This window comes from Centipeda sp. (in: firmicutes), assembly GCF_057271695.1.
Window position 1 is genome coordinate 1 of sequence record NZ_DBHIVL010000007.1, and the last position, 20,959, is coordinate 20,959.

The 20,959-nt window shown below is 58.4% G+C and carries 19 protein-coding genes; 17 read left to right on the forward strand and 2 right to left on the reverse strand.

The annotated features are described in order from the left end of the window. Together ACO6BQ_RS02185 and ACO6BQ_RS02190 are read right to left on the reverse strand one after the other, a co-directional pair. Positions 1-4,207: beta strand repeat-containing protein (locus ACO6BQ_RS02185; protein ID WP_489119294.1), on the reverse strand; the 4,207-nt coding region annotated here is incomplete at its 3' end. Between the two features lie 431 nt (positions 4,208-4,638). Beyond that, positions 4,639-6,795 (reverse strand): PTS sugar transporter subunit IIABC, encoded by a 2,157-nt coding sequence (locus ACO6BQ_RS02190; protein WP_489119297.1) that lies wholly within the window; start codon positions 6,793-6,795, stop codon positions 4,639-4,641. Positions 6,796-7,061: 266 nt separating this feature from the next. Here ACO6BQ_RS02190 and ACO6BQ_RS02195 point away from each other — a divergent pair, with 266 nt between their 5' ends. From ACO6BQ_RS02195 to ACO6BQ_RS02275, 17 genes are all read left to right on the forward strand, one after another. Then, entirely contained in the window at positions 7,062-7,934 is an 873-nt protein-coding gene (locus ACO6BQ_RS02195; protein WP_489119302.1) for an RpnC/YadD family protein, read from the forward strand. Positions 7,935-8,158: 224 nt separating this feature from the next. Further along, the gene (gene ilvB, locus ACO6BQ_RS02200; protein WP_489119303.1) at positions 8,159-9,823 is read left to right on the forward strand and encodes a biosynthetic-type acetolactate synthase large subunit; all 1,665 of its coding nucleotides are present in this window, start codon (positions 8,159-8,161) and stop codon (positions 9,821-9,823) included. Then, complete coding sequence (locus ACO6BQ_RS02205) at positions 9,801-10,217, forward strand: competence type IV pilus major pilin ComGC (RefSeq protein WP_489119304.1); 417 nt, start codon at positions 9,801-9,803, stop codon at positions 10,215-10,217. The genes ilvB and ACO6BQ_RS02205 overlap by 23 nt, the downstream gene beginning before the upstream one ends. Before the next feature lie 12 nt (positions 10,218-10,229). After that, entirely contained in the window at positions 10,230-10,799 is a 570-nt protein-coding gene (locus ACO6BQ_RS02210; RefSeq protein ID WP_489119305.1) for a prepilin peptidase, read from the forward strand. Further along, positions 10,799-11,317 carry a prepilin-type cleavage/methylation domain-containing protein gene (locus ACO6BQ_RS02215; protein WP_489119306.1) on the forward strand — a complete coding sequence of 173 codons (519 nt, stop codon included), beginning with the start codon at positions 10,799-10,801 and terminating at the stop codon, positions 11,315-11,317. Before ACO6BQ_RS02210 ends, ACO6BQ_RS02215 begins: the two co-directional genes overlap by 1 nt. After that, positions 11,298-11,684 carry a type II secretion system protein gene (locus tag ACO6BQ_RS02220; protein WP_489119307.1) on the forward strand — a complete coding sequence of 129 codons (387 nt, stop codon included), beginning with the start codon at positions 11,298-11,300 and terminating at the stop codon, positions 11,682-11,684. The genes ACO6BQ_RS02215 and ACO6BQ_RS02220 overlap by 20 nt, the downstream gene beginning before the upstream one ends. Next, complete coding sequence (locus ACO6BQ_RS02225; RefSeq protein WP_489119308.1) at positions 11,644-12,177, forward strand: prepilin-type cleavage/methylation protein; 534 nt, start codon at positions 11,644-11,646, stop codon at positions 12,175-12,177. The genes ACO6BQ_RS02220 and ACO6BQ_RS02225 overlap by 41 nt, the downstream gene beginning before the upstream one ends. Further along, positions 12,167-12,631 (forward strand): hypothetical protein, encoded by a 465-nt coding sequence (locus tag ACO6BQ_RS02230; RefSeq protein ID WP_489119309.1) that lies wholly within the window; start codon positions 12,167-12,169, stop codon positions 12,629-12,631. Before ACO6BQ_RS02225 ends, ACO6BQ_RS02230 begins: the two co-directional genes overlap by 11 nt. Next, on the forward strand, positions 12,609-13,781 hold the full coding sequence (locus ACO6BQ_RS02235; RefSeq protein WP_489119310.1) for a PilN domain-containing protein: 1,173 nt from the start codon (positions 12,609-12,611) through the stop codon (positions 13,779-13,781). Before ACO6BQ_RS02230 ends, ACO6BQ_RS02235 begins: the two co-directional genes overlap by 23 nt. A gap of 9 nt (positions 13,782-13,790) precedes the next feature. Then, positions 13,791-14,336 (forward strand): type 4a pilus biogenesis protein PilO, encoded by a 546-nt coding sequence (pilO, locus tag ACO6BQ_RS02240; protein WP_489119311.1) that lies wholly within the window; start codon positions 13,791-13,793, stop codon positions 14,334-14,336. Between the two features lie 160 nt (positions 14,337-14,496). After that, positions 14,497-15,666 carry a chorismate synthase gene (gene aroC / locus ACO6BQ_RS02245; RefSeq protein WP_489119312.1) on the forward strand — a complete coding sequence of 390 codons (1,170 nt, stop codon included), beginning with the start codon at positions 14,497-14,499 and terminating at the stop codon, positions 15,664-15,666. Beyond that, positions 15,663-16,184, forward strand: a complete 522-nt coding sequence (locus ACO6BQ_RS02250; protein WP_489119342.1) for a shikimate kinase — start codon at positions 15,663-15,665, stop codon at positions 16,182-16,184. The genes aroC and ACO6BQ_RS02250 overlap by 4 nt, the downstream gene beginning before the upstream one ends. 1 nt (position 16,185) lies before the next feature. Next, positions 16,186-17,271: a 3-dehydroquinate synthase gene (aroB, locus tag ACO6BQ_RS02255; protein WP_489119313.1), complete on the forward strand. Its 1,086-nt coding sequence runs from the start codon at positions 16,186-16,188 to the stop codon at positions 17,269-17,271. Positions 17,272-17,327: 56 nt separating this feature from the next. Next, positions 17,328-19,133 (forward strand): GGDEF domain-containing protein, encoded by a 1,806-nt coding sequence (locus tag ACO6BQ_RS02260; RefSeq protein WP_489119314.1) that lies wholly within the window; start codon positions 17,328-17,330, stop codon positions 19,131-19,133. Positions 19,134-19,250: 117 nt separating this feature from the next. Further along, on the forward strand, positions 19,251-19,592 hold the full coding sequence (gene rplS, locus ACO6BQ_RS02265; protein WP_485654935.1) for a 50S ribosomal protein L19: 342 nt from the start codon (positions 19,251-19,253) through the stop codon (positions 19,590-19,592). Between the two features lie 71 nt (positions 19,593-19,663). After that, the gene (gene lepB, locus ACO6BQ_RS02270) at positions 19,664-20,191 is read left to right on the forward strand and encodes a signal peptidase I (protein ID WP_489119315.1); all 528 of its coding nucleotides are present in this window, start codon (positions 19,664-19,666) and stop codon (positions 20,189-20,191) included. 12 nt (positions 20,192-20,203) lie between these two features. Continuing rightward, on the forward strand, positions 20,204-20,956 hold the full coding sequence (locus ACO6BQ_RS02275) for an exodeoxyribonuclease III (protein WP_489119316.1): 753 nt from the start codon (positions 20,204-20,206) through the stop codon (positions 20,954-20,956). The last annotated feature ends 3 nt before the right edge of the window (positions 20,957-20,959 follow it).

A 20,959-nucleotide genomic window follows, 5' to 3' on the forward strand; every position in this document is an offset into this window, starting at 1 on the left:
GGCTCGTCGACTTGAAGTTCACCTGGTCAAAGTTTTTGATGTTGCCCGCCGTGACTGTGTCGTAGACGTTGAGCGTGTTGTCCGTTGCGGTCGCCTTGTTGCCGCCGTAGATGGTGCCGATTGTGGTGCTCGAAGCAACGGCATCTGCTTCACTGCCAAGGTTGACGGTGTTGCCCGTAGTAGCTCCCGTCCCTGCCGTAAAGCCGCCGTAGACATCGCCCATCGTGCCGCCGGTGATGGTGACGGTATTGCCCGTGGCATTGCCCGTCGCGGCGGCATGGGAAAGAGAACCGCCGTGTACCGTTCCGGTGACACTGCCGCCCGCGATATTTACCTTGTTGCCCGTTGCGTTTCCGCTTTGTACGGAGGTAAAACCGCCGTAGATGCTGCGTACGGAGCCCGCTTTGAGGTTGACGGTGTTGACGGTGCTGTCGTTCTTTGCCGCAGCGGTCGTGCCCGTCCCCGCCGTCCAGCCGCCGTAGGCATCCCGATGGTTCGTGCCGTTGATCGTGAGGGTGTTCTTGGTCGTGGTATTGCCGATGACGGAGCGTCCCGCCCAGACATCCTTGCCCGTATCGCCGGTCGTCGGTGTGGTATTGGCATCCTTGAACTGGTAGCCGCCGTAGAGGATCTGCTTTGCCGTTGCTGCATTTGTGTCGGTATCGATGGTGTACTCATGCGTTCCGTTCGAGGAGATTTCCTTCGCACCGCGATAGTTGCTGAGGATGATGTTGCTGTTGTTCTCCATCAGCACGGACTGTCCGCTCGGTGCATCCCCTGTGTGGATAAATTTGTTCCAGTCGAGGTTGGTCACAGCACCGCCGACAAGCTTCAGCATGGGATTCGCCTGGTTGAATGTGCTGTTGAAATTGAACTTCACCATGCCGAAATTGGCGATGTTGCCCGCCGTCGCGTTGGTGTTGACGTTCAGAACGTTATCGGTGTCCGCCGTCTGATTGCCGCCGTAGATGGTACCCGTAACGGTGGTGACACTGTTTGTGGTGCCGCTGCCGAGATTGACGGTGTTGCCCATGGTCGCCCCCGATGCGGTGTGTCCGCCGTAGACGCTGCCTGTGACAGCTCCGCCATACAGGTTGATGGTATGCCCCGTCGCTGCGCCTGTTCCTGCGACCTTGCCGCCGTAGACATCGCCGCCGACCGTTCCGGCAGTGATCTTGACGGTGCTCTTGGTCGCGTCACCGATGCCCGTCCCCGTGAGTTCCGCGCCGTAGACGGAGCCCGTGACAGTGCTCCCGATATGGACGTTGTTCGCATCGGCGCTGCCGTTCTTTGCCGTGACTTTTGCGCCGTAGGCATTGGCAAGTGTGCCGCCCGTGACATCGAGCGTGTTCTTTGTCGCAGAACCCGCCGTCTGATACGTGCCGTCGCTGTTGTGTTTCTTGTTCTCGACGAGTCCGCCGTAGGCGTTCGTTGCATTCCCTGTGAAGGTCAGCTGGTTGTTCGTGACGGTCTGTCCGCTCGCCGTGCGCCCTGCCCATGCGTCGGGATGAGCGGTCGCCTCGCTGTATGTCGCCGTGTGATTGCGGAACTGATAGCCGTTGATGTAGACATCCGGTGCGCTCGCCGTATGGTTCGCCGTGTCGATGCTGTATTCTTGATCCCCGACGATCTTTTCCTTGGCTCCATACGGTGCATAGTTGCTGAATGTGATGCCGGAGCCGTTGTGCATCGCCGTAAAGAGACGCGCGTTGTACGTGCTCGGCGTGAAGGCAGTGCCGCCGGGGTTCACTTCGACCCCCGCCCAGTCAAGCCCTGTGGTGGGACCGCCGCTGATGGTGAGAAGGGTATTCGGTGTCGGATGGTTGACAACGGTGGTGCTGTTGAGGTTGAACACGGTCTTGCCGAAGTTCGTAACGCCGCGCACCGTGATGTTCTGCGTGTTGACGTTCAGCGTGTTGTCCGTCATGACATCGCCCGTAGAAACACTCTTGCCGCCGTAGAGAAAGACGTTGTTGAGTGTGGGCGCATTAAACGTGCCGTCACTCTTGCCGAGGTTGACGGTGTTGCCCGTCGCCTTGCCCGTGCCGTTCGTATAGCCGCCGTAGATTTCGGTACTGCCGCCGAATGTTCCGTTTTCGATGTTGATGGTGTTGCCCGTGGCATTGCCCGCCGAGACATTGTTCGGCGCAGTAAGGGACGGATTTACGGCGATATACCCACCGTAGATCTTGCCGCCCGCATTCAGCGTACCGCCCTTGATGTTGACCGTGTTGCTCTTCACGTCGGCGTGCTTGGTGGTGTCGACCGCCGTCGGATCGTCCTCGTCCGTCGGATCCACGAGCAGATTCTTGCCCTCCGTATAGCCCGCATAGCCGTTCGTCACCGAGCCGCCGGCGAGGAGGTTCAGCGTGTTACTCTCTGCGCCGCCGTTCAACGCCTTGGTATAGCCCGCGCGTGCATTGGTGAAGTTGAGCGGTGTCGTACCGTTCTTTTGGAGGTTCAGTGTATTATGATTCGTCGTATTCCCATAGATCGAGATCCCCGCATGCACATCCGTCGCGCTCGCCGTCGGGGTCTCCGTTGCATTCTGAAAACGGTTGCCGTCGAGGGTGAGCACGGAAACGCCAACCGTCCCCGTTCCGGTGGTATTTGCCCTCTTGCCAAACTCATAATCATCGACCGTACCGATCAAAGCGGGGCGGTAGTTTCTAATCGGGATTGCCACTCCCCTATAGAGCGTTACCGTCGGATTATTGACGCCACTTTCCTTGAGCTTATTCACCCACGCGGGCAGGCCACTAACCGTAATGTTCTTCCAGTCAAAACTCACATTATGGCCGCGTATAGAAAGCATCGTATCCCCGGAGTCGATGTCGCTCCCGAGGACGAACTTCATCTTCTCAAACCACGAAGCGCGAAATATCGCGCTGTTCTTCGCCGTCACCTGCAGGGTGTTTCCCTCCCTGTAGTTGTTCACCAACCCCTGGGTGGCTCCACCGTATAGATTTGCATAGGAGGCCAGACTGGCATCCGTCCCGCTCAATGTGATGGTGTTCCCCGTCGCATTGCCTCTTGTCGCCCAGCTACCGTATACGTAGAAAGAAGAGGAAACCATCGGTATGTTTTTCAGAATGACTTCGTTGCCCGTGGCATCGCCGACGACCTGGTTGTATCCGCCGTACAAACTACGTCCACTAATATCCAGCCCCTCCACTGTCAACACGTTGCCGGTCGTTGTATTGCCGAGCGTCGATGTTCCCGCATAGATCGCACCCGAATACGCTGCCGTCGTCGCGGGCAGTGTATGATAGACCCCCTTGCTCTCATCATCCGCACTTGGTGTCTTGTTGTTGTATGTTATCTTTGCATTCTTAAATTGGTTTCCTTCGAAATAGATCTGGCTCGCTGTAACCGTGCTCGCTGCAGGTGTCGTTGTATTGGAGCGTATCCCATACTCAAAATCCCCGGCGGTCGTCCCTGCAGCGGCATTATAGTTGCTGAGCTGTATGCTAGGCCCTGTGTACAGCGTCACCCTCTTGGTGCCGCGTGCGCCGGACATCCATGCGGCGGCGTTGTCGACGCTGATATTTCCCCAGTCAAAAGCCTGCCCACTGTCCCGTATAGAAAGCATCGTATCCCCGGAGTCGATGCCGCTCCCGAGGACGAACTTCATCTTCTCAAAGTGAGCAATGGTTTTCGCCGCGCTGTTCTTTGCCGTCACCTTCAGCGTATTGCCCTGCGTATGGTCTGCCGCCGTTGCTCCCGACTTGCCGCTGTATCCACCGAGTATAGCTGCATAGCCGTGCATTCCATAGCCCGTCGGCCCTGCTGACCCGCTCAGGGTAACGGTGTTCCCCGTCGCCTTGCCGTTTGTCGACCAGCCGCCAATTACAGTAAGGGAACCGCTAAAGTCCGGCATGTTTATCAGAATGACTTTGTTGCCCGTGGCATCGCCGGCGATCGCCTGCGTAATTCCGCCGTACACATTGCGCCCATGGATATCCAGCCCCTCAACCGTCAGCGTATTATCATGTACGTCCCCGCGATCCGAGCCACCCATGCTGATCTCTCCGCCTACAAGCGGACCTATGGGCAAAGTGTCCCCGTTACGATAGGACACCTCTTGTCCCGTCACATCTGCCGCGTGTGCGTAACCAGAAAGCACCTGCCCCCCCCCCCCCCCCGCGGACAATGCAAGCGCAATGAGGAGTGACAACTGCCGTCTGTTCTTCATTCCGTGAAACATGAGAGTTCCCCCTTCATACCATTCCGTTTTACCGATCAAATTTTAGGGAAGCACGGATAAATTCAGCCCTATCATCTTGACGCATCTTTTTTGCCCGCACTTCGGCGGACAACAATCTACACCAATTCGACAGACGTCATTGTATCCGTGTCTTCTTTTAGTACTATCGTCCTTAATATACTGTTTTACGCATCTGTTGTCAATGTAATTTTAAGGAATACAGCAATCCTTCCTCTTTTTCGGTATGTGTCAGCAAGGGGGAGCCAATCAAAAACCGCCCGATGCGAGCGGTTTCTCATCATTATGCAATGCACACACCGCCCATCGGCGGACCGTTGTGCTGTTGTTTTTCTTTGTCGGCAAAACCTCCTTGTTCGGACGAGCTATCTACGCCCCTTTGAGGGGCTGTGTGCTCCGTACCTCCTCGGATATCAGACCTTTGCGACGGGATCGAGCGCCGTGACCTCGCCCGCAGCGGTCATCTCGATGGATGTCCCCTCGGGCAGTCCGGTGAAGATCACAAGGCAAGCATCGGATTTTGCATGTTCACGAATGTAGTCGATGTCGAACGCCATGAGCTTGTCGCCCTTCTTCACCTGCTGTCCCGACTCGACGAAGACCTCAAAGCCCTGCCCGCCAAGTGCAACCGTATCTACGCCGATGTGCAGGAGATACTCCGTGCCGTCTGCGCTCTTCATACCGATGGCGTGCTTCGTATCAAAGACAAAGACCACTTCGCCGTCGTCGGGTGCAACGACCTCGCCTTTGCTTGGGTAGATGAAGAAGCCGTCGCCCATCATCTTACTCGCAAATGCCTCATCGGGTGCCTCTGTGATCGGATGTACCGTGCCCGTGACAGGGGTGCAGAGCGTGCGCTTTTCGCTTGTGGAAGCCGCCGGCGATGCTTCTGCGGCGGGATGCTCCTCGACGGGGGCTGCGGCAGGTGCTTCGTCCTCCGGCTCGACCTCGGGTGCTGTCTCAAGATAGGTTTCGAGGTTCGATTTGATGACGGCAACCTGCGGCCCATAGATGACCTGTACGCCCGTGCCCTTGACAATGACGCCGACCGCGCCCGTCGCCTTGAGCAGCTTTTCATTCACGAGCGAGGAGTCCGCAACCGAGCAGCGCAGACGCGTCGCGCAGCAGTCGACCGACGTGATGTTGCGTTTGCTGCCAAGCCCGCGTGCAATCGCCGCACTCTTTGCGTCAAAGCCTCCCTCGCGATCGAATCCACCTGCGCCCTCGCGTGCCTTGTAGTCCGCCTTTGTATAGAGCTTTGTCTCCTCGTCGTCGTCCTCACGCCCCGGCGTCTTAAAGCCAAAGTGTTGAATCATCCAACGGAAGATGAAGTAGTAGAGGAAGAAGTAGATCACGCCGACGGGGATGACGTACATCCAACTCGTCTTTGCCTCCCCCTGCAAAATACCGAAGATGAAGAAGTCGAGGAGTCCGCCCGAGAACGTGAGACCCACGGCAATGCCCAGCATGTGTGCGATCATGTATGCCGCGCCCGCGAGTGCGACCTGTACCGCAAAGAGAGCGGGTGCTACGAAGAGGAACGAGAATTCGATCGGCTCTGTAATGCCCGTGAGCATACAGGTGAGTGCCGCCGAGAGGAGAAGACCGCCCGCGACCTTCTTCTTTTCGGGACGAGCACAGTGGTACATGGCGAGTGCCGCGCCCGGCAGACCGAAGATCATAAAGATGAATTCGCCGGAGAAATAACGCGTTGCATCCGCGCTGAAATGCGCGACGTTCGGCGAGGCGAGCTGCGCAAAGAAGATGTTCTGACCGCCCTGGATGAGCTGACCGTCGATCATCATGGAGCCGCCGACGCCCGTCTGCCAGAACGGCAGGTAGAAGACGTGGTGCAGCCCGAAGGGGATGAGCGCACGCTTGATAATACCGAAGATCAGCGTACCGATGTAGCCCGTGCCTGTGACAAGTCCGCCGAGGGCGAAGATGCCCTGCTGGGCGAGCGGCCAGAGGAAGTACATCGCGATGCCGACGAAGAGAAAGACTATCGTCGAGATGATGGGGACGAAGCGCGAACCGCCGAAAAAGGAGAGTGCATTCGGCAGAACGATTTTGTGATACTTGTTGTGCAGCCATGCAACGCCGATGCCGACGATGATGCCGCCGAACACGCCCATCTGGAACGACATGATGCCGCACGATGCGGCAATCGTTCCTTCGAGCACCGTCGGTGCGATCGAGCCGTCCGGCAGGATCTGACCCCCGAGCTTCAGCATGGCGTTGCAGGCGGTGTGCATGACGAAGAACGCGATCATCGCCGAGAGTGCTGCGACCTCCTTCTCCGCCTTTGCCATGCCGATGGCAACACCGACGGCAAAGATGATCGGCAGATTGCCGAAGATCGTGCTGCCCGCACTCGCCATAATCGTGAGCAGCGAGTGCAGTGCCGTGCCCGTGCCGAGGATGCCGCCGAGCCCGTACGTCTCAATCGTCGTCGGGTTCGTGAACGACGCGCCGATGCCGAGCAGGATGCCGGCGATCGGCAGGATCGCGACCGGCAGCATGAAGCTGCGTCCGACGCGTTGGAGCACACTAAAGATTTCATCCTTCATGTTTCTCTATACCCCTTTCCCTCCGCAGTCATCCCCTGTACGCGCCCTCCCCTTTGGGCAGTACAAACAAAAATACCTGTGCGTGATGAACTGCGGAATCTATAAAATAATATACGATAATTATACCGTAGATGGAGCGGGAGTGTAAAGAGATGATTTTGAGAAGCAGGATAGCAGCGAAAATATTTTGTGGGAATGTTTCTTTTGGCCTGTCTGTAAAGATGTGGTATAATAATAAAAAGCAATGTTTTGAGGCAGGTGATCCGATGAGTGCGGTAGGAGGGCGGCAGTATCAGGACTCGGTGTTCCGTATGTATTTTAACAACGAGGAGCGCTTGAGGGAACTTGCGGGTGCGTTGCACGGATGTGTGTATGCGGTGGAAGAGCCGCTTGAGATTGTCACGCTCGAAGGAACATTTCTCTCGCAGGTCAAGAATGATGTTTCGTTCGTGTTGGCGGACCGTTATCTTGTGTTTTTGGAGCATCAGAGTACGCCGAATGGAAATATGCCACTGCGCTGCTTGTATTATGTCTGCGAGCAGTTTCGGAAGGACATTGCGCCCAAGGAACTCTACGCAAAAAAGAAAATTCGGCTGCCGGTGCCGGAGTTTCACGTGTTTTATACGGGAGAGGGCAATGAGCCCGAAGCGTATGAGATGAAACTCTCGGATTCGTATGTCGAGGCGGGTGATGGCGTTAATCTGGAGCTTGTGGTTCATTTTCACAATGTTGCCTACGATAAGGCAAAGATGCTCCTGCATCAAAGCCGCGCCCTTCATGACTATGCCTTCTTGGTATGGCGTGTGAAGGAAAATATTCGACAGGGAATGGCACGGGAAAATGCAATTCGTGAAGCAATTCAATACTGTATAGCGCATGATGTGATGAAAGATTTTTTGAAAGCACATGAACGTGAGGTGATGAATATGGTCGGGTTTGAGTGGAATGAGAAGCTGTTTCGTGAAGCCGTATTTGAGGATGGTCTTGAGCAAGGGCTTGAGCAGGGGCTTGAACAGGGGCGGATCTCTGCGGTTCTCAATATGCTGAAGGAAAAACTTCCGCTCGACATGATTGCACGCGTGTCGGAGATGTCGGTTGAAAAAATTCGAGAGATCGGGAAAATGCACAGCTTGCTATAGTTGTCTTGCGTATGCTATAATATTTTAGGAATCGCTGATAAAATGAAGTCCGTCAGATTGGCGTAGATTTTTTCGTCCGAACAAGGAGGCAAACCGGACGCATAGCCAAAGCTATGTGGAGGATCGAGGGCACAGTGCGGGCAAAAAAGATGCGTCAAGATGGCGTGGCTGAATTTATCAGTGCTTCCTTTATCATTGTTTCGTGTGTTTTGAGGAGTGCGCGTATGAGAGGTGCGGAGGCAGTTTTGGCGTGTCTGCGTGAGCAGGGCGTGGATACTCTGTTTGGCTACCCGGGCGGGATGATCCTGCCGCTTTATGATGCGCTCTACGGTCAGGACGACATCCGGCAGATTCTCGTGACGCACGAGCAGAATGCCGCCCATGCGGCAGATGGATATGCGCGTGCGACGGGGCGCGTCGGTGTCTGTATCGCAACGTCGGGGCCTGGTGCGACGAATCTCGTCACGGGGCTTGCGACGGCGTACATGGACTCGATTCCGATGGTTGCGATCACGGGGCAGGTGGACATCGCCATGCTCGGGCGCGATGCTTTCCAGGAGACGGACATCCTCGATGTGACGATGCCTGTGACGAAGCACAACTACAAAGTGAAAAATGCGGCGGATCTTGTCCCGACGATACGGGAGGCATTCGCACTCGCTCGCACGGGACGTCAAGGACCCGTGCTCATTGACGTGCCGCGTAATCTCTTCTTCGAGGAGGTTGCCTATACGGCAGAGAAGCCCGAGGTGCGTACACCGGGCAAGCCGGATGCGGACTTCATGATCTGTGCGGCGGAGGCTGCTGCGGAGATCGCAGCTGCCGAGCGTCCGCTCGTGATCGTGGGCGGCGGTGTGATCTCGGCGGGAACGTCCGCAGAGGTCACGGCGTTCATCGAAAAATATCACCTGCCCGTTGTGCATACGCTCATGGGCATGGGAGCGGTGCCGAGCACACATCCGCAGATGCTCGGCTTTGCCGGGATGCACGGGGAAAAGGCGGCAAACCATGCCATCGGTGCGGCAGATCTCGTCATCGCAATTGGCAGCCGATTTGCCGACCGTCAGACGGGCAATCTCAGCAAGTACACAGCGAACCGCAAATTCATCCACATCGACATCGATCCCGCAGAGATCGATAAGAATGTCGGCAGCAGTCTCGGGCTCGCGGGCGATATGCGGACGATCCTGAAGCTGCTCATGCGTCAGGCACCGAAGGGGGAGCTCTCCCCTTGGTGGGAGCAGATCCGTGCGTGGCAGGAGGAACACGACTACGACTACCACGTTGGGCGGCTGACCGTGCCGTGGGCACTGAACCAGGTCATGCAGAATACGTGCGGCAAGGCATACGCCTACGCAACCGATGTGGGGCAGCATCAGATGTGGGCGGCACTCCATCTGCGGGTGGAGGAGCCGCGGACATGGCTGACCTCGGGCGGTCTCGGCACGATGGGCTACGGTCTGCCCGCTGCGATGGGCGCACAGCTCGCATGGGGGGATACCCGCCGCGTGATCCACATCGCGGGCGACGGCGGCATCAAGATGACGGGAAACGAGTTCTATACGATTGCGCGGCTGAACCTTCCCGTGCTCTCGATCCTCGTGAACAATCGCGGGCTCGGCATGATCCGCCAGCTGCAGAAGGTGCTCTATGACGAGCGTTACATCGCCTGTGAGCTCGATCACGAGATGGACTATGTGAAATATGTGGAGAGTTTCGGCATCAAGGCAGTGCGTGTTTCGACGCAGGAGGAGTTTGCGGCGGCACTGAGGAACGCGCTCGATGATGGCGCGCACCCGCGTGTCATCGTGATGGATGTGTGGCGCAGTTTCGTAGAGCCGATGGCGAAGGGCGGTGCACGCATTGATGAGTTTGTCGACTTCAAGTAAAGAACGGACTGCGTCGTGCGGACAGCGCGGTTTCTCGCTGCTCTCGACGCTGCTCGCCGTGATGATCCTCGCGGTGATTCTGTCGATTGCCGTACCGCGTTTTCAGGCGGCGATCGGGGCGGCGAATACGGTGAAGGTGCAGGCGGATCTCACGGCGCTTGACACGGCGATTGTGCTCTACCAGACGGCGAAGGGGCAGAATCCCAAAAGTCTGGATGATCTGGCGGAGTATGTGACGGATCTCAAAAATCTCAAGCCGCCCTCGGGCAATGTGCGCGTCGGCGATGAGGATATATCCATGGAAGGCAAAACGTATCAGATCGAGAATAAGAACAATGTCTGCCGTGCGACGTGTGACGGGAAGACGGCGGAGGATTTTCACGCGAAGAAGTAGGGGGCAGTGAGTATGCAGGAGGAGACGCACGGTCTTTTTCCGGCACGCCGGACATTGCTGCTGCTCTTGCCCCTGTGGCTGCTCCTCGTGAGCGGCATTCTTTTCACGGGCGGCATGCAGATGCGCAGCCTGTGCGGTGCGGGCTTTGCGGCGGTGCTTCTCTGGCTCTCCTATCTCGATGTGCGGGACGGTCTGCTCTACGATGTGATTACCCTCCCCTTTGCGGCAGTGGGATTCCTCTTTTCTCTGACGGGTGCTCTTATGCCTGTGGCAAATGCGGTAATTGGTGGGACGCTTTGCGGCGTCTTATTTTATTGCCTGTATATCGCCGCACGCGGCGGGCTGGGCGGCGGTGACGTGAAACTCGCCGCCGGGCTCGGGCTGTGGCTCGGCTGGGAGGCTGCAATCGTCGCCGTCTGGATCGCCTTTCTGCTCGGTGGCATCGCGGCGGCGGTGCTCCTCATCACGCGGCGCAAAGGGCGGCGCGACGGGATTCCGTTCGGTCCTTTCCTCGCGGTTGGCGGCTATGTCGGCTATGTTGCGGGGGCAGAACTCTGGCGGCTCTATTGGGGGCTGGTCTGATGCGGTGCTTGGATGTGCGGGGCATGGCTCTGCTGCATGTGCTCATTGCGCTTGCCATCGTCAGTGCGCTGCTTGCGGCGGCAGTTCCTGCGGCTCTGTCCTTTTACGCGCACGCGGCGGTGGAGTACGAGGCGATGCACCTCATCGGAGAGCTCCGGCGCGTACAGGCGATCAGCCGCATGACGGCAATGCCGCTCTACGTCCTTGAGGGACGTGCGTCATGGGAGCGTGTGCCGCGTCTTCGCATCCGTTCCGACGGCTATGTGCTGCGCCGTCCGTTTGGCGATGATGTGCGCGTCCACACGCCGCTGCCGCTCGTTCATTTTGAGCAGATGACGATGAACAATACGCTCGTGGTGTTCCATCGCAACGGAGAAATTGCGGAGAACTGGAGCAAAAATATGACGATACGGATCTACGCCGAGGGCTATGAGGAGGATGCTCTGCACGTTGTGATTGATTGCGGCGCACGCATCCGTCTGCAGCGGGGAGCGGAAAATGCGTACGATGCGGAGTGATGCGGCGGGCTGGGTGCTCCTTGAGGCAATTCTGCTCACCTTCATTGTGCTCGCCGCCGCTGCTGCCATTGGCATTTTCACGCGGACGGCACTCGTTCAGGAGCACGCCGCTGCGCGGATGGAGGCGGCTCTCCTTGCCCGCGCACAGTTCTCGCAGTGCGAGGCGGCACTGGATCAGGGGACACCGCCGCACAGCGGCACGGCGGAGATGCACGCGAATGACCGCACCTATCGGATCGAAACAGTGGTCACGCGGACGGGGGATTTTTACGATGTGCAGCTGCGGCTTTCGTGGCAGGTGTTTGGACGCGAGGAGACGGTGGACTATGTGCGGAGGATGCGGCAGCATACGCGGGCAATTCCATAGCCGGCGCGGTGGCGAAGACGGTTTTGTGCTGACGGAGCTCGCCGTCAGTCTACCGATTCTTGCACTTCTCCTGACCTTTCTCGCCTTTGCGGTCGTGTGGGGCTTCCGCTGTTATCGGCAGGAGATTGCCGATGCGGAGCTGCGGCAGGAGATGCAGATTGCCGCTGCGCGTATTGTGGAGTCGGCGCTGCTCTCCGAGCGCGTTCGCGAGCGTCAGCGCGGCGTCTATGAGATGCGCCAGCTGCTCTCGCATCAGGAGGCGAAGGATCGCTACTGGCTCAGCGACGGTCGAATTGTATTCAATGATGCGTCCTTTCCGATCACGGGGGCATTTTCGGATGCGGGGGTGCACATCACGTCATTTTCCGTGCAGCCGGACGCGCACGCGCCGCGTCTCTATCACATCGAGATGGCGGGGCGCAGTATGGTGACGGGGCGCACATATACGCTGACGACGAGCGTCTATCTGCGGGAGGATATGGGTGGTACGTAACAATGAGCGCGGCACGGTCTCTGCCATCGGGCTCTGTGTACTGACGGCACTTCTCCTCCTCGCGCTTGCGGCGGCGCAGTTCATGCGCGGCGGTGCGGGGATTGTCTCCGAGTACGAGCGTGAGATGCAGCTGCGTCTTGCCGCCGAGAGCGGTGTGGAGACGGCTGCTGCGGCACTTGAGGCAGCGGCGGATGTCTACGGTGCGCCGCCTGCCAAGGACGAGCACAGGGAGGTGGATGTGGGGACGGTACCGATGGCAGCGCAGATCGAGTTGCGCGTCTTTATCGAAACGCCGCGCGAGGAGGCACACGCGGGAGCAATCCATGTGGTCGCGGCTGCTGTGGATGTGGGGGAGCCCCGCATTACGGACGGTGAGGGGTGGCTGCGGGCAAAGATTGTCCGTGCGCGGATGGAAAAGAAGGGGGATCGCTATGTCTGGCGGCGTTGGTTTTAGACTGCCGTGGGCTGTGCGTGAGGCTGTAGGTCTCTCCTCTTCAGCAGAGCGTATGGTGCTCGCTCACCTGTGCACATCGGACGATGCGTCGGCGATGTGGACGGTCACAGAGTCGCGGATCGTGGAGGCGGAGGACAGAGACCTCTCAGAGCCGAAGGTGCTTGCCTCCTGCGCCCGTGCGGAACTCGTGCGTGCGGGATGGGAGAAACTGCCGCTCGGGCTTGCGCTCCCCTACGAGGAAGCAGAAATCACAGAGCGGGAGCTGCCTGTCCTGCTCGCGGGCGAGGAGCTGCGCGAGGCACTCCTCTGGTCACTGCACGCAGAGGGCACGGCGGATGCGGAGCGGGACATCTGTCTCTGCGGCACGCCTCTTGTGGGCACGGTGTCGCAGCGGTACTGGACGGCATGGGTGGATGCGGAACGCATTCGGATGTACTTCTCCGCGTTTGCTGCAGCGGGACTGGGGCTCCATCGGATGACCGTCTGCCCGCCGAACGGTGGTGCGCTGGCGGATGCGGTCGAGACGGCACGCGAGCCGCGTATGCCGTGGGAGAGTGCGGCGGAGACGGATGACCTCCTGCCTGCGATCTATGCGGGGCTGCTCCTGCGTGCGGATACGCCTGTGCATCTGTATTGGACGGGCGAGAGGCCGCTTCTTGGACGCGTGCGTGCACATGCAGCAACGTTGATCGCCGTACTTGCGACGGCGGTCTTTCTTGGATGCGTTGCGGCGGATGCTGCTGCCTATCTGGCGGAGCGAACGGTGCGCGATCAAGCCGTGGAGGAGCTTACACTCCGCGCCTCGGAGCGTGTGCGCATGGAGGAGTTCTCCGCACTGCGCACCGACCTTGCCGAGCGCGAGCGTCTTTTGTCTGCGTTTTTGAGCGAGTCGCTGCCCGTCCGCGCACTGCTCGTGCATCTCGGCACTGCGGCGGTGGACGGCGTTCGTCTTACGGGGATTCATGCAGACGCACAGAATGTTCGCATCGAGGGAGTGGCGTCGGACTATGCGGCACTTTCGGCACTGATCGCTGCACTGGAAGAGGGGACTTTTTTCTCCGCACAGATGACGCTTGAATATGCGGAGCAGGAGAAGACAGTGGACGGCACATCGGAGCAGATCCGCTTTGCTCTGCGCAGTCAATGGTAGGAGGCGGTGATGGAACGATTTTCCGAGCGGCAGCGCATCGAGCTCGCGCTGATCTGGGCACTTGCCCTCCTCCTCATCTATATGCTTGTGCTTGCACCGTATTTTGACGCATACCGTGCGGCTGCGCTTGCCGAGCGGGCTGCGGCGGAGACCACGTGCACACGTGTGGATGCCTATCAGCGTCTCCTGCTGGATGATACGCGGGCGTTGGAAAAGCTGGGGGCGCGTCAGGCGCGTGTCGCAGATGCGCTGCCCGAGGAGCACGGGCAGGGGGCGTTTATTCGCGCCGTGGAAGGTCTTGCACAGAGGAGCAGCGTGACGATCGAGGGGATTTCTCCACGCGAAAACGATACGCGTGCGGGCATTTTTGTACATCCGATGGAGTTTCGTTTTCGCGGACGGTATTTTGATGTGCTGTCCTTCCTTCATGCCGTGCAGGAGCTGCCGCGCGGCATCGCGTTCGGTGACTTCTCCCTGACGTGCGAGGGCGATGAACTGCACTGCGTGCTTCAGCTCAAAATAGCGGCGCACACAGAGCGGGCAGGTCATGACTAAGACGCCTTGGGGGACATGCGTGACACAGCATTGCCTAAGTTCGCGAAATAACGAAGAAATCGTATGTGTTTTGCAGGAAAAAATGTCGTTGTATCAAATTTGTTTTTATGATGGGGCGATCAGGGACACTTTCGTAAATGTTCTGCGGGGAGGAATTTGGATGGGACAGCTGCGTTTTCTCACGGCGGGGGAGTCGCACGGCGCGGCACTGACGGCGATTCTGGACGGGATGCCGGCGGGGCTGCGTATTTCGCGTGCGGAGATTAATGCACAGCTGGCACGCCGTCAGCAGGGGTATGGACGCGGCGGACGTATGAAGATCGAGACGGATCGCGTCGTGGTTCTCTCGGGACTGCGCTTTGGCGAGACACTGGGCGCACCGATCACCCTGCAAGTGGTGAATCGAGACTTTGCAAATTGGACGGAGCGTATGGATCCCTTCGGTGTGCCGTCGGGGGCGCGGGTGACCGCCGTTCGTCCGGGGCATGCCGATCTTGCAGGTGTGCTCAAATATGACCGCCATGATGCGCGTGATGTCCTTGAGCGGTCGAGTGCACGCGAGACGACGATGCGCGTTGCCGTCGGTGCGGTCTGCCGTCAGCTACTCGCCGCCGTCGGTGTGACTGTCGTCTCCCATGTGACGGAGATCGGCGGCGTGACGGTTGACCGTGCGGCAATCCGTGACGAAGATATCGGCGCGACGAACAGTGAGGATCTGAACTGCTGCGATTCTGCGGCAGAACTACAGATGAAAGCCCGCATCGACGAGGCACAGGCGGCGGGCGACACGCTCGGCGGCGTGTTTGAGATTGTCGTGCGCGGACTGCCCGTCGGACTTGGGACGCATACGCAGTGGGACGCGCGTCTCGATGGAAAACTCGCAGGAGCACTGATGTCCATTCAGGCAATCAAGGGGGTGGAGATCGGTGCGGGCTTTGCGTGTGCGCATCTGCCCGGCAGCGAGATTCACGATGAACTCTATCGGGGCGCAGATGGTCGTCCCTATCGCAGGACAAACCGTGCGGGCGGGCTTGAGGGCGGCATGACGAACGGAGAACCGCTCATCGTGCGTGCGGCGATGAAGCCCATCCCAACGCTGATGACCCCGCTGAAGACGGTCGATCTTGCAACGGGCGCGGAGGTCTCGGCGAGCAAGGAGCGCAGCGATGCCTGTGCCGTGCCCGCCGCCTCCGTCGTCGGCGAGGCGATGGTCGCCTTCGCACTTGCAGATGCGATCTGCACGCAGTTCCATGCAGACTCCATGACCGACCTCCATGCCTCTCTTGCCGCCTATCGTACGCGGCTGGAAAGCCGATGGCAGAGGCTATGAAGAACGTCGTATTGATCGGCTTTATGGGGACAGGCAAGACGAGCGTCGGCCGTCTGCTCGCCGCGCGACTCGGCTGTGCCTTTCACGATCTCGATAAGAAGATCGAGGCGCAATGCGGTATGACCATTCCTGCGATGTTTGAACAGCACGGCGAACCGTATTTTCGTGCACGCGAAAAGGAAGCCGTACGCGACGCGGCAGGACGTACAAACCTCGTCATTGCGACGGGCGGCGGTACGGTCAAGGATGCGGAGAATGTGGCACTGCTGCGCGAAAACGGCGTCCTCGTGGCACTGACCGCCGATGTGGACACCATTCTCCAGCGCACGGCGGCACGTGGCAAACGTCCTGTTCTTGACCGCGCCGATGCGGGGGATCGCCGTGCGGCAGTGGCGCGTCTGCTTGAGGAGCGCAGACCGCTCTACGAGACAGCGGACATTACGGTTGATACGAGCGGGCGCGCCCCGCTCGAGGTGGCGGAGTACATCGTGCAGGCGACGCGGATTTGGAGAAAATGATATGCGTAAGGTAATCGTCGAACTCGGAGCACGCAGCTATCCGATCGTAATCGGCAGCGGCATCGGTGACGAAATTGTTTCGTTCATATCTCAGGCAGGATATTCTGCACAGGGCATGATTGTCACGGATGCGAATGTTGCTCCGCTCTGCGCCGATGCTGCTGCGGAGCTCGTCGCCCGCGCGGGTGTTCGTGCGGAGATCGTCACGATTCCTGCGGGCGAGTCGTCGAAGAGTCTCATGCAGGCGAACGAGCTTTTCACGCGTGCAATCGAGCTGGGACTCGATCGGAAGTCTCCGATCATTGCACTCGGCGGCGGCGTGGTCGGCGACCTCGCGGGCTTTGTCGCGGCGACCTATATGCGCGGCGTGCCCTTCATCCAGATGCCGACGAGCCTGCTCGCGCAGGTGGACTCAAGCGTCGGCGGCAAGGTCGCCGTCAATCATCCGCACGGCAAGAACCTCATCGGTGCGTTCTACCAGCCCGATGCCGTCTTTATGGATCTGGACCTGCTCCGAACGCTGCCCGCGCGGGAGATTGCGACGGGGCTCGGGGAGATCATCAAGTACGGCATCATCTACGACGCAGACTTCTTTGCGTGGCTCGAGGGGCACTGCGCGGACGTGCTCGCTCTCGAACCGGCTGCGGCGGCGCATATGATTGCGCGTTCCTGTGCGATCAAGGCGGATGTCGTGCGGCAGGATGAGCGCGAGGGCGGGCTGCGCCGCATCCTGAACTTCGGCCATACGATCGCACACGCGATTGAGAAGGAGACGGGCTATGTGCGCTATCGTCATGGTGAGGCTGTGGCGATCGGTATGGTCGGTGCGGCAGATATCAGTGTACAGATGGGGCTTCTCGCGGAGGAGGACGCGGCTCGCATGATCGGGTTGATCCGTGCAATGGGGCTGCCTCTTTCTGCTGAGAACGTGACGGCAGATGCGATGTACGACGATCTTTTTCATGATAAAAAAACCGTTGGCGGTCGCATTCATTGGGTGCTCGCGGAGGAGATCGGACGCGTCTGCGTACACAGTGACGTGCCGGAGGAGATCGTACGCAAAATATTATCGGGACTTTCTTCCTAGGTCTATTTAAGTTTACTTCATTTCACAACGAATAAAAGTAAGGAGGTGATCGGCGGATGAAGCAGCGATTGTGTAGGTTATTGCAGATATTTCTATTTGTCTTGCTCCTGTGCACGGGACATGCGGCCTCGGCTGAGACCTCGTCGCTTGTGTGGGAGTACTGGCAGCCCTCTGCGCCTTCTGCAGATGAAAAAGCCGCGCGTACAGTTCCTGCATTTCCGAAGGAGGAGGGCCGTTGGCGGCGGTTCAACCCGCAGTTTGGCGTCGCGGCTCCCGAGGGAACGCACTATATCTGGGTGCGTGTCTATATTCCGCCGGATACCGATGTCGATGAGAGTCTCTTTTTTTCCACGGTTGATCAAGCGATTCAGATCTTTCTGGATGGCGTGTCCATTTACCGCTATGGCGATTTCAATCCCAATCGCTACGGCTCCTCCTACGGGCGCAAGTGGCATCTCATCGACCTGCCCGCATGGGCGATCGGTCGTCAGCTCTATATACAGGTACACTCCGACAACATCTGGGTGCTTGGGCAGTTCGACCGCATCCGACTGGATCGGGTCGCCCCTTTGATCGAGGATATCTTTCTCTATGATCTCCCCTACGTGAGCGGCATTACGGCACTCGTGATCTTCATCATGCTGCTCGGTGTCTACTTCTTTACGGAGAAGGAACGCAGGGATGTGTACCTATGCCTGATTGTTCTGCTCCTTGTGCTCTTTGTCTGGATGATCAGTTCCTCGAGCCTTGTGCTTCTCTGGGCAGACTGGCCTGTTTTTTTGTGGAACTTGGAACTCGTCTCCTCTTATCTTATTCCCGTTGCAGCGAATCTTCTGATCTACCGCATCATTGACGACGATTACAAAAGAAAGGTTTTGTGCGTCACCGTCGTTTATGTGCTCATCTTTGGCATCGCTGCAGTGCTCGAGTTCCTCGGTCATAACGGTCTTTATCTCATGGGCTTCTTCTTCTGTCCTGCGCTTGTGGTTTGCGGTCTCATGACGGGCTTCTGGCTGTGGAACTGCCACCAGGACGGAAACAAGTACTGCCGTCCTCTTCTCATCGCGTTTGGAACGCTCTCCGTCCTTGCTGTGATCGATGAATTGTCGCTTCAGTATCGTGTATTTGCGTGGCATATTTATTTTTTCCCTTTTGGCATCTATACGATCAGTTTGTTCATTGTCCAACTGATTTTGGAACGTGCGGCGTACGAACACTATCTCGCCGACCTCTCTGCGAGTCTCGAAAACGAGGTCAGTATTGTGACGAAAAAGATGGAGGTTGACCCTCTTACAGGCGCGTTCAACCGCAACAAATTCCCGGCGGCGACGCGTGATTTTATGCGGATCTCGCTCGAGATCAAGGAGCCGTTTGCGCTCATCATGTTCGACATCGATCATTTCAAGAAGATCAATGACACCTACGGACACGATGTCGGCGACGTGGTGCTTGTGGGCTTTGCGCAGACGATCAGCGGATTCCTCGACCGCCGCCACATCCTCATCCGTTGGGGCGGCGAGGAGTTCATCCTGCTCTGTCTCCACTATGACGGGACGGAGGCGACGGCGTTTGCAAATACGATCCGTGAGGCGGTCTCCGAGACGCGCATCCATCCGTCGGATCAGGTAACGTGCAGCGGCGGTGTGGCTGTCTGGTACGGCACATCCGAGGACACGGCAGACCACATGGTCAAGCGTGCGGATACGGCACTCTACCAGTCGAAGGAGAACGGACGCAATCAGATCACCTGCGAGCCGGATTGGAAGGCACATATGCCGCCGCGTCGTACGCGCCCAAAGGCGCAGCAAAAAGAGGGCGCAGCGCAGCAGGAGAGCGGCAGACCGGGAACGCACACACGCTGATGAAAAATTTTTCTTGCACGACGGCGCATCTTGTGCTATAGTCACTGGGTATGTGTGTGGATGGTCCGCTGGGCGGCATGAGCCGACTATGAACGTCCGAACAAAGGAGGAAAACATATGAATATCATCGAGATCCTTGAGAAGGAGCAGCTCCGCTCCGACATCCCGAAGTTTGCGCCGGGCGACACGGTTCGCGTCCATGCGCGCATTGTCGAGGGCACGCGCGAGCGCATTCAGGTGTTCGAGGGCGTTGTCATCGCGCGTCAGGGCGCGGGTGTCCGTGAGACATTCACCGTGCGCCGCATTGCATCGGGGGTCGGTGTTGAGCGTCTCTTCCCCGTGCACTCCCCGCGTATCGCAAAGATCGAGGTGACGCGCCGCGGTATCGTCCGCCGTGCGAAGCTCTACTATCTGCGCGGACTCACGGGCAAGGCGGCTCGTATTCGGGAAAAGCGTTAACTGTACGATGGATAGGGACTGCTGCGGCAGTCCCTATTTTTGCTGTATTCGCCGTATGAGAGGAGGCTTTTATGGAACAGGAAACATCAACTGCATCGGAGATCAAGGATTGGATCGTATCCATTGTTGTCGCTGTCGCGCTTGCGATGTTCATCCGTACCTTTATCGTGGAGCTCTATGTCGTCGACGGACCGTCGATGCGCCCGACGCTCGAGTCGGAGGAGCGTCTCGTCGTCAATAAATTCATCTACCGCTTCCGTCCACCGGAGAAGGGCGAAGTCCTCGTCTTTCAGTATCCGCGCGACCCGAGCCGCGACTTCATCAAGCGTGTGATCGCGACCCCCGGCGATACGATCGAGATCCGCGAGGGGCGCGTGCTCGTCAACGACCGGCTGCTCACGGAGGACTACATCCTCGAAAAGACGCGCAGCGAGTATCCGAAGTCGACCGTCCCCGAGGGGCGCATCTTCGTCATGGGGGACAACCGCAACAACTCCGAGGACAGCCGCTTTGCCGACGTCGGCTTTGTGCCGTACGATCTCATCAAGGGCAAGGCGCTCCTTGTATTCTGGCCGATTTCACAGTATAAGACGCTCTGACGGAGGAACGATATGCGTTTTGTATCATGGAACGTCAATGGACTGCGTGCTGCTCTCAAGAAGGATTTTATGGAGTCCTTCAAGGCTCTGGATGCCGATGCCTTCTGTCTGCAGGAGACGAAGATGCAGGAGGGACAGGCGATCCTCGATCTGCCCGGCTATGAGCAGTATTTTTACAGTGCGGAGAAAAAGGGCTACTCCGGCACGGCGATCTTCACGCGCATAAAGCCGCTCTCGGTGACGTATGGGATCGGAATCGAGGTGCACGATCACGAGGGCCGCGTCATTACGATGGAGTACGAGGATCTCTATCTCGTCACCGTCTACACGCCGAACTCGAAGAACGCGCTCGCACGGCTCGACTACCGCATGGTCTGGGAGGATGCCTTTCGTGCGTTCCTGCTTGACCTGCGTGCGAAAAAACCCGTCGCCCTATGCGGCGACCTCAATGTCGCACACACGGAGATTGACCTCAAGAACCCGAAGAGCAACCGGCGCAATGCGGGCTTTACGGACGAGGAGCGCGGCAAATTCACGGAGCTCCTTGCTGCGGGATTCGTCGATACCTTCCGTGCCCTGTACCCTGACAAGACAGGTGCGTATACGTGGTGGTCGTACCTGCGCCATGCGCGTGAGACGAACGCGGGATGGCGCATCGACTATTTCCTCGTCTCGGAGGAGCTGAAGGATCGCATCGCGGCGGCAGAGATCCATGCGGATGTATTCGGGAGCGACCACTGCCCCGTATCATTGACGTTGAAATAGGGG

Excerpts from the sequence above, each read along its gene's own strand:
- ACO6BQ_RS02190 (WP_489119297.1), bottom strand. The coding sequence starts at position 6,795 with ATGAAGGATGAAATCTTTAGTGTGCTCCAACGCGTCGGACGCAGCTTC.
- ACO6BQ_RS02195 (WP_489119302.1), top strand. The coding sequence starts at position 7,062 with ATGAGTGCGGTAGGAGGGCGGCAGTATCAGGACTCGGTGTTCCGTATG.
- ilvB (WP_489119303.1), top strand. The coding sequence starts at position 8,159 with ATGAGAGGTGCGGAGGCAGTTTTGGCGTGTCTGCGTGAGCAGGGCGTG.
- ACO6BQ_RS02205 (WP_489119304.1), top strand. The coding sequence starts at position 9,801 with ATGAGTTTGTCGACTTCAAGTAAAGAACGGACTGCGTCGTGCGGACAG.
- ACO6BQ_RS02210 (WP_489119305.1), top strand. The coding sequence starts at position 10,230 with ATGCAGGAGGAGACGCACGGTCTTTTTCCGGCACGCCGGACATTGCTG.
- ACO6BQ_RS02215 (WP_489119306.1), top strand. The coding sequence starts at position 10,799 with ATGCGGTGCTTGGATGTGCGGGGCATGGCTCTGCTGCATGTGCTCATT.
- ACO6BQ_RS02220 (WP_489119307.1), top strand. The coding sequence starts at position 11,298 with ATGCGTACGATGCGGAGTGATGCGGCGGGCTGGGTGCTCCTTGAGGCA.
- ACO6BQ_RS02225 (WP_489119308.1), top strand. The coding sequence starts at position 11,644 with ATGTGCGGAGGATGCGGCAGCATACGCGGGCAATTCCATAGCCGGCGC.
- ACO6BQ_RS02235 (WP_489119310.1), top strand. The coding sequence starts at position 12,609 with ATGTCTGGCGGCGTTGGTTTTAGACTGCCGTGGGCTGTGCGTGAGGCT.
- pilO (WP_489119311.1), top strand. The coding sequence starts at position 13,791 with ATGGAACGATTTTCCGAGCGGCAGCGCATCGAGCTCGCGCTGATCTGG.
- aroC (WP_489119312.1), top strand. The coding sequence starts at position 14,497 with ATGGGACAGCTGCGTTTTCTCACGGCGGGGGAGTCGCACGGCGCGGCA.
- ACO6BQ_RS02250 (WP_489119342.1), top strand. The coding sequence starts at position 15,663 with ATGAAGAACGTCGTATTGATCGGCTTTATGGGGACAGGCAAGACGAGC.
- aroB (WP_489119313.1), top strand. The coding sequence starts at position 16,186 with ATGCGTAAGGTAATCGTCGAACTCGGAGCACGCAGCTATCCGATCGTA.
- ACO6BQ_RS02260 (WP_489119314.1), top strand. The coding sequence starts at position 17,328 with ATGAAGCAGCGATTGTGTAGGTTATTGCAGATATTTCTATTTGTCTTG.
- rplS (WP_485654935.1), top strand. The coding sequence starts at position 19,251 with ATGAATATCATCGAGATCCTTGAGAAGGAGCAGCTCCGCTCCGACATC.
- lepB (WP_489119315.1), top strand. The coding sequence starts at position 19,664 with ATGGAACAGGAAACATCAACTGCATCGGAGATCAAGGATTGGATCGTA.
- ACO6BQ_RS02275 (WP_489119316.1), top strand. The coding sequence starts at position 20,204 with ATGCGTTTTGTATCATGGAACGTCAATGGACTGCGTGCTGCTCTCAAG.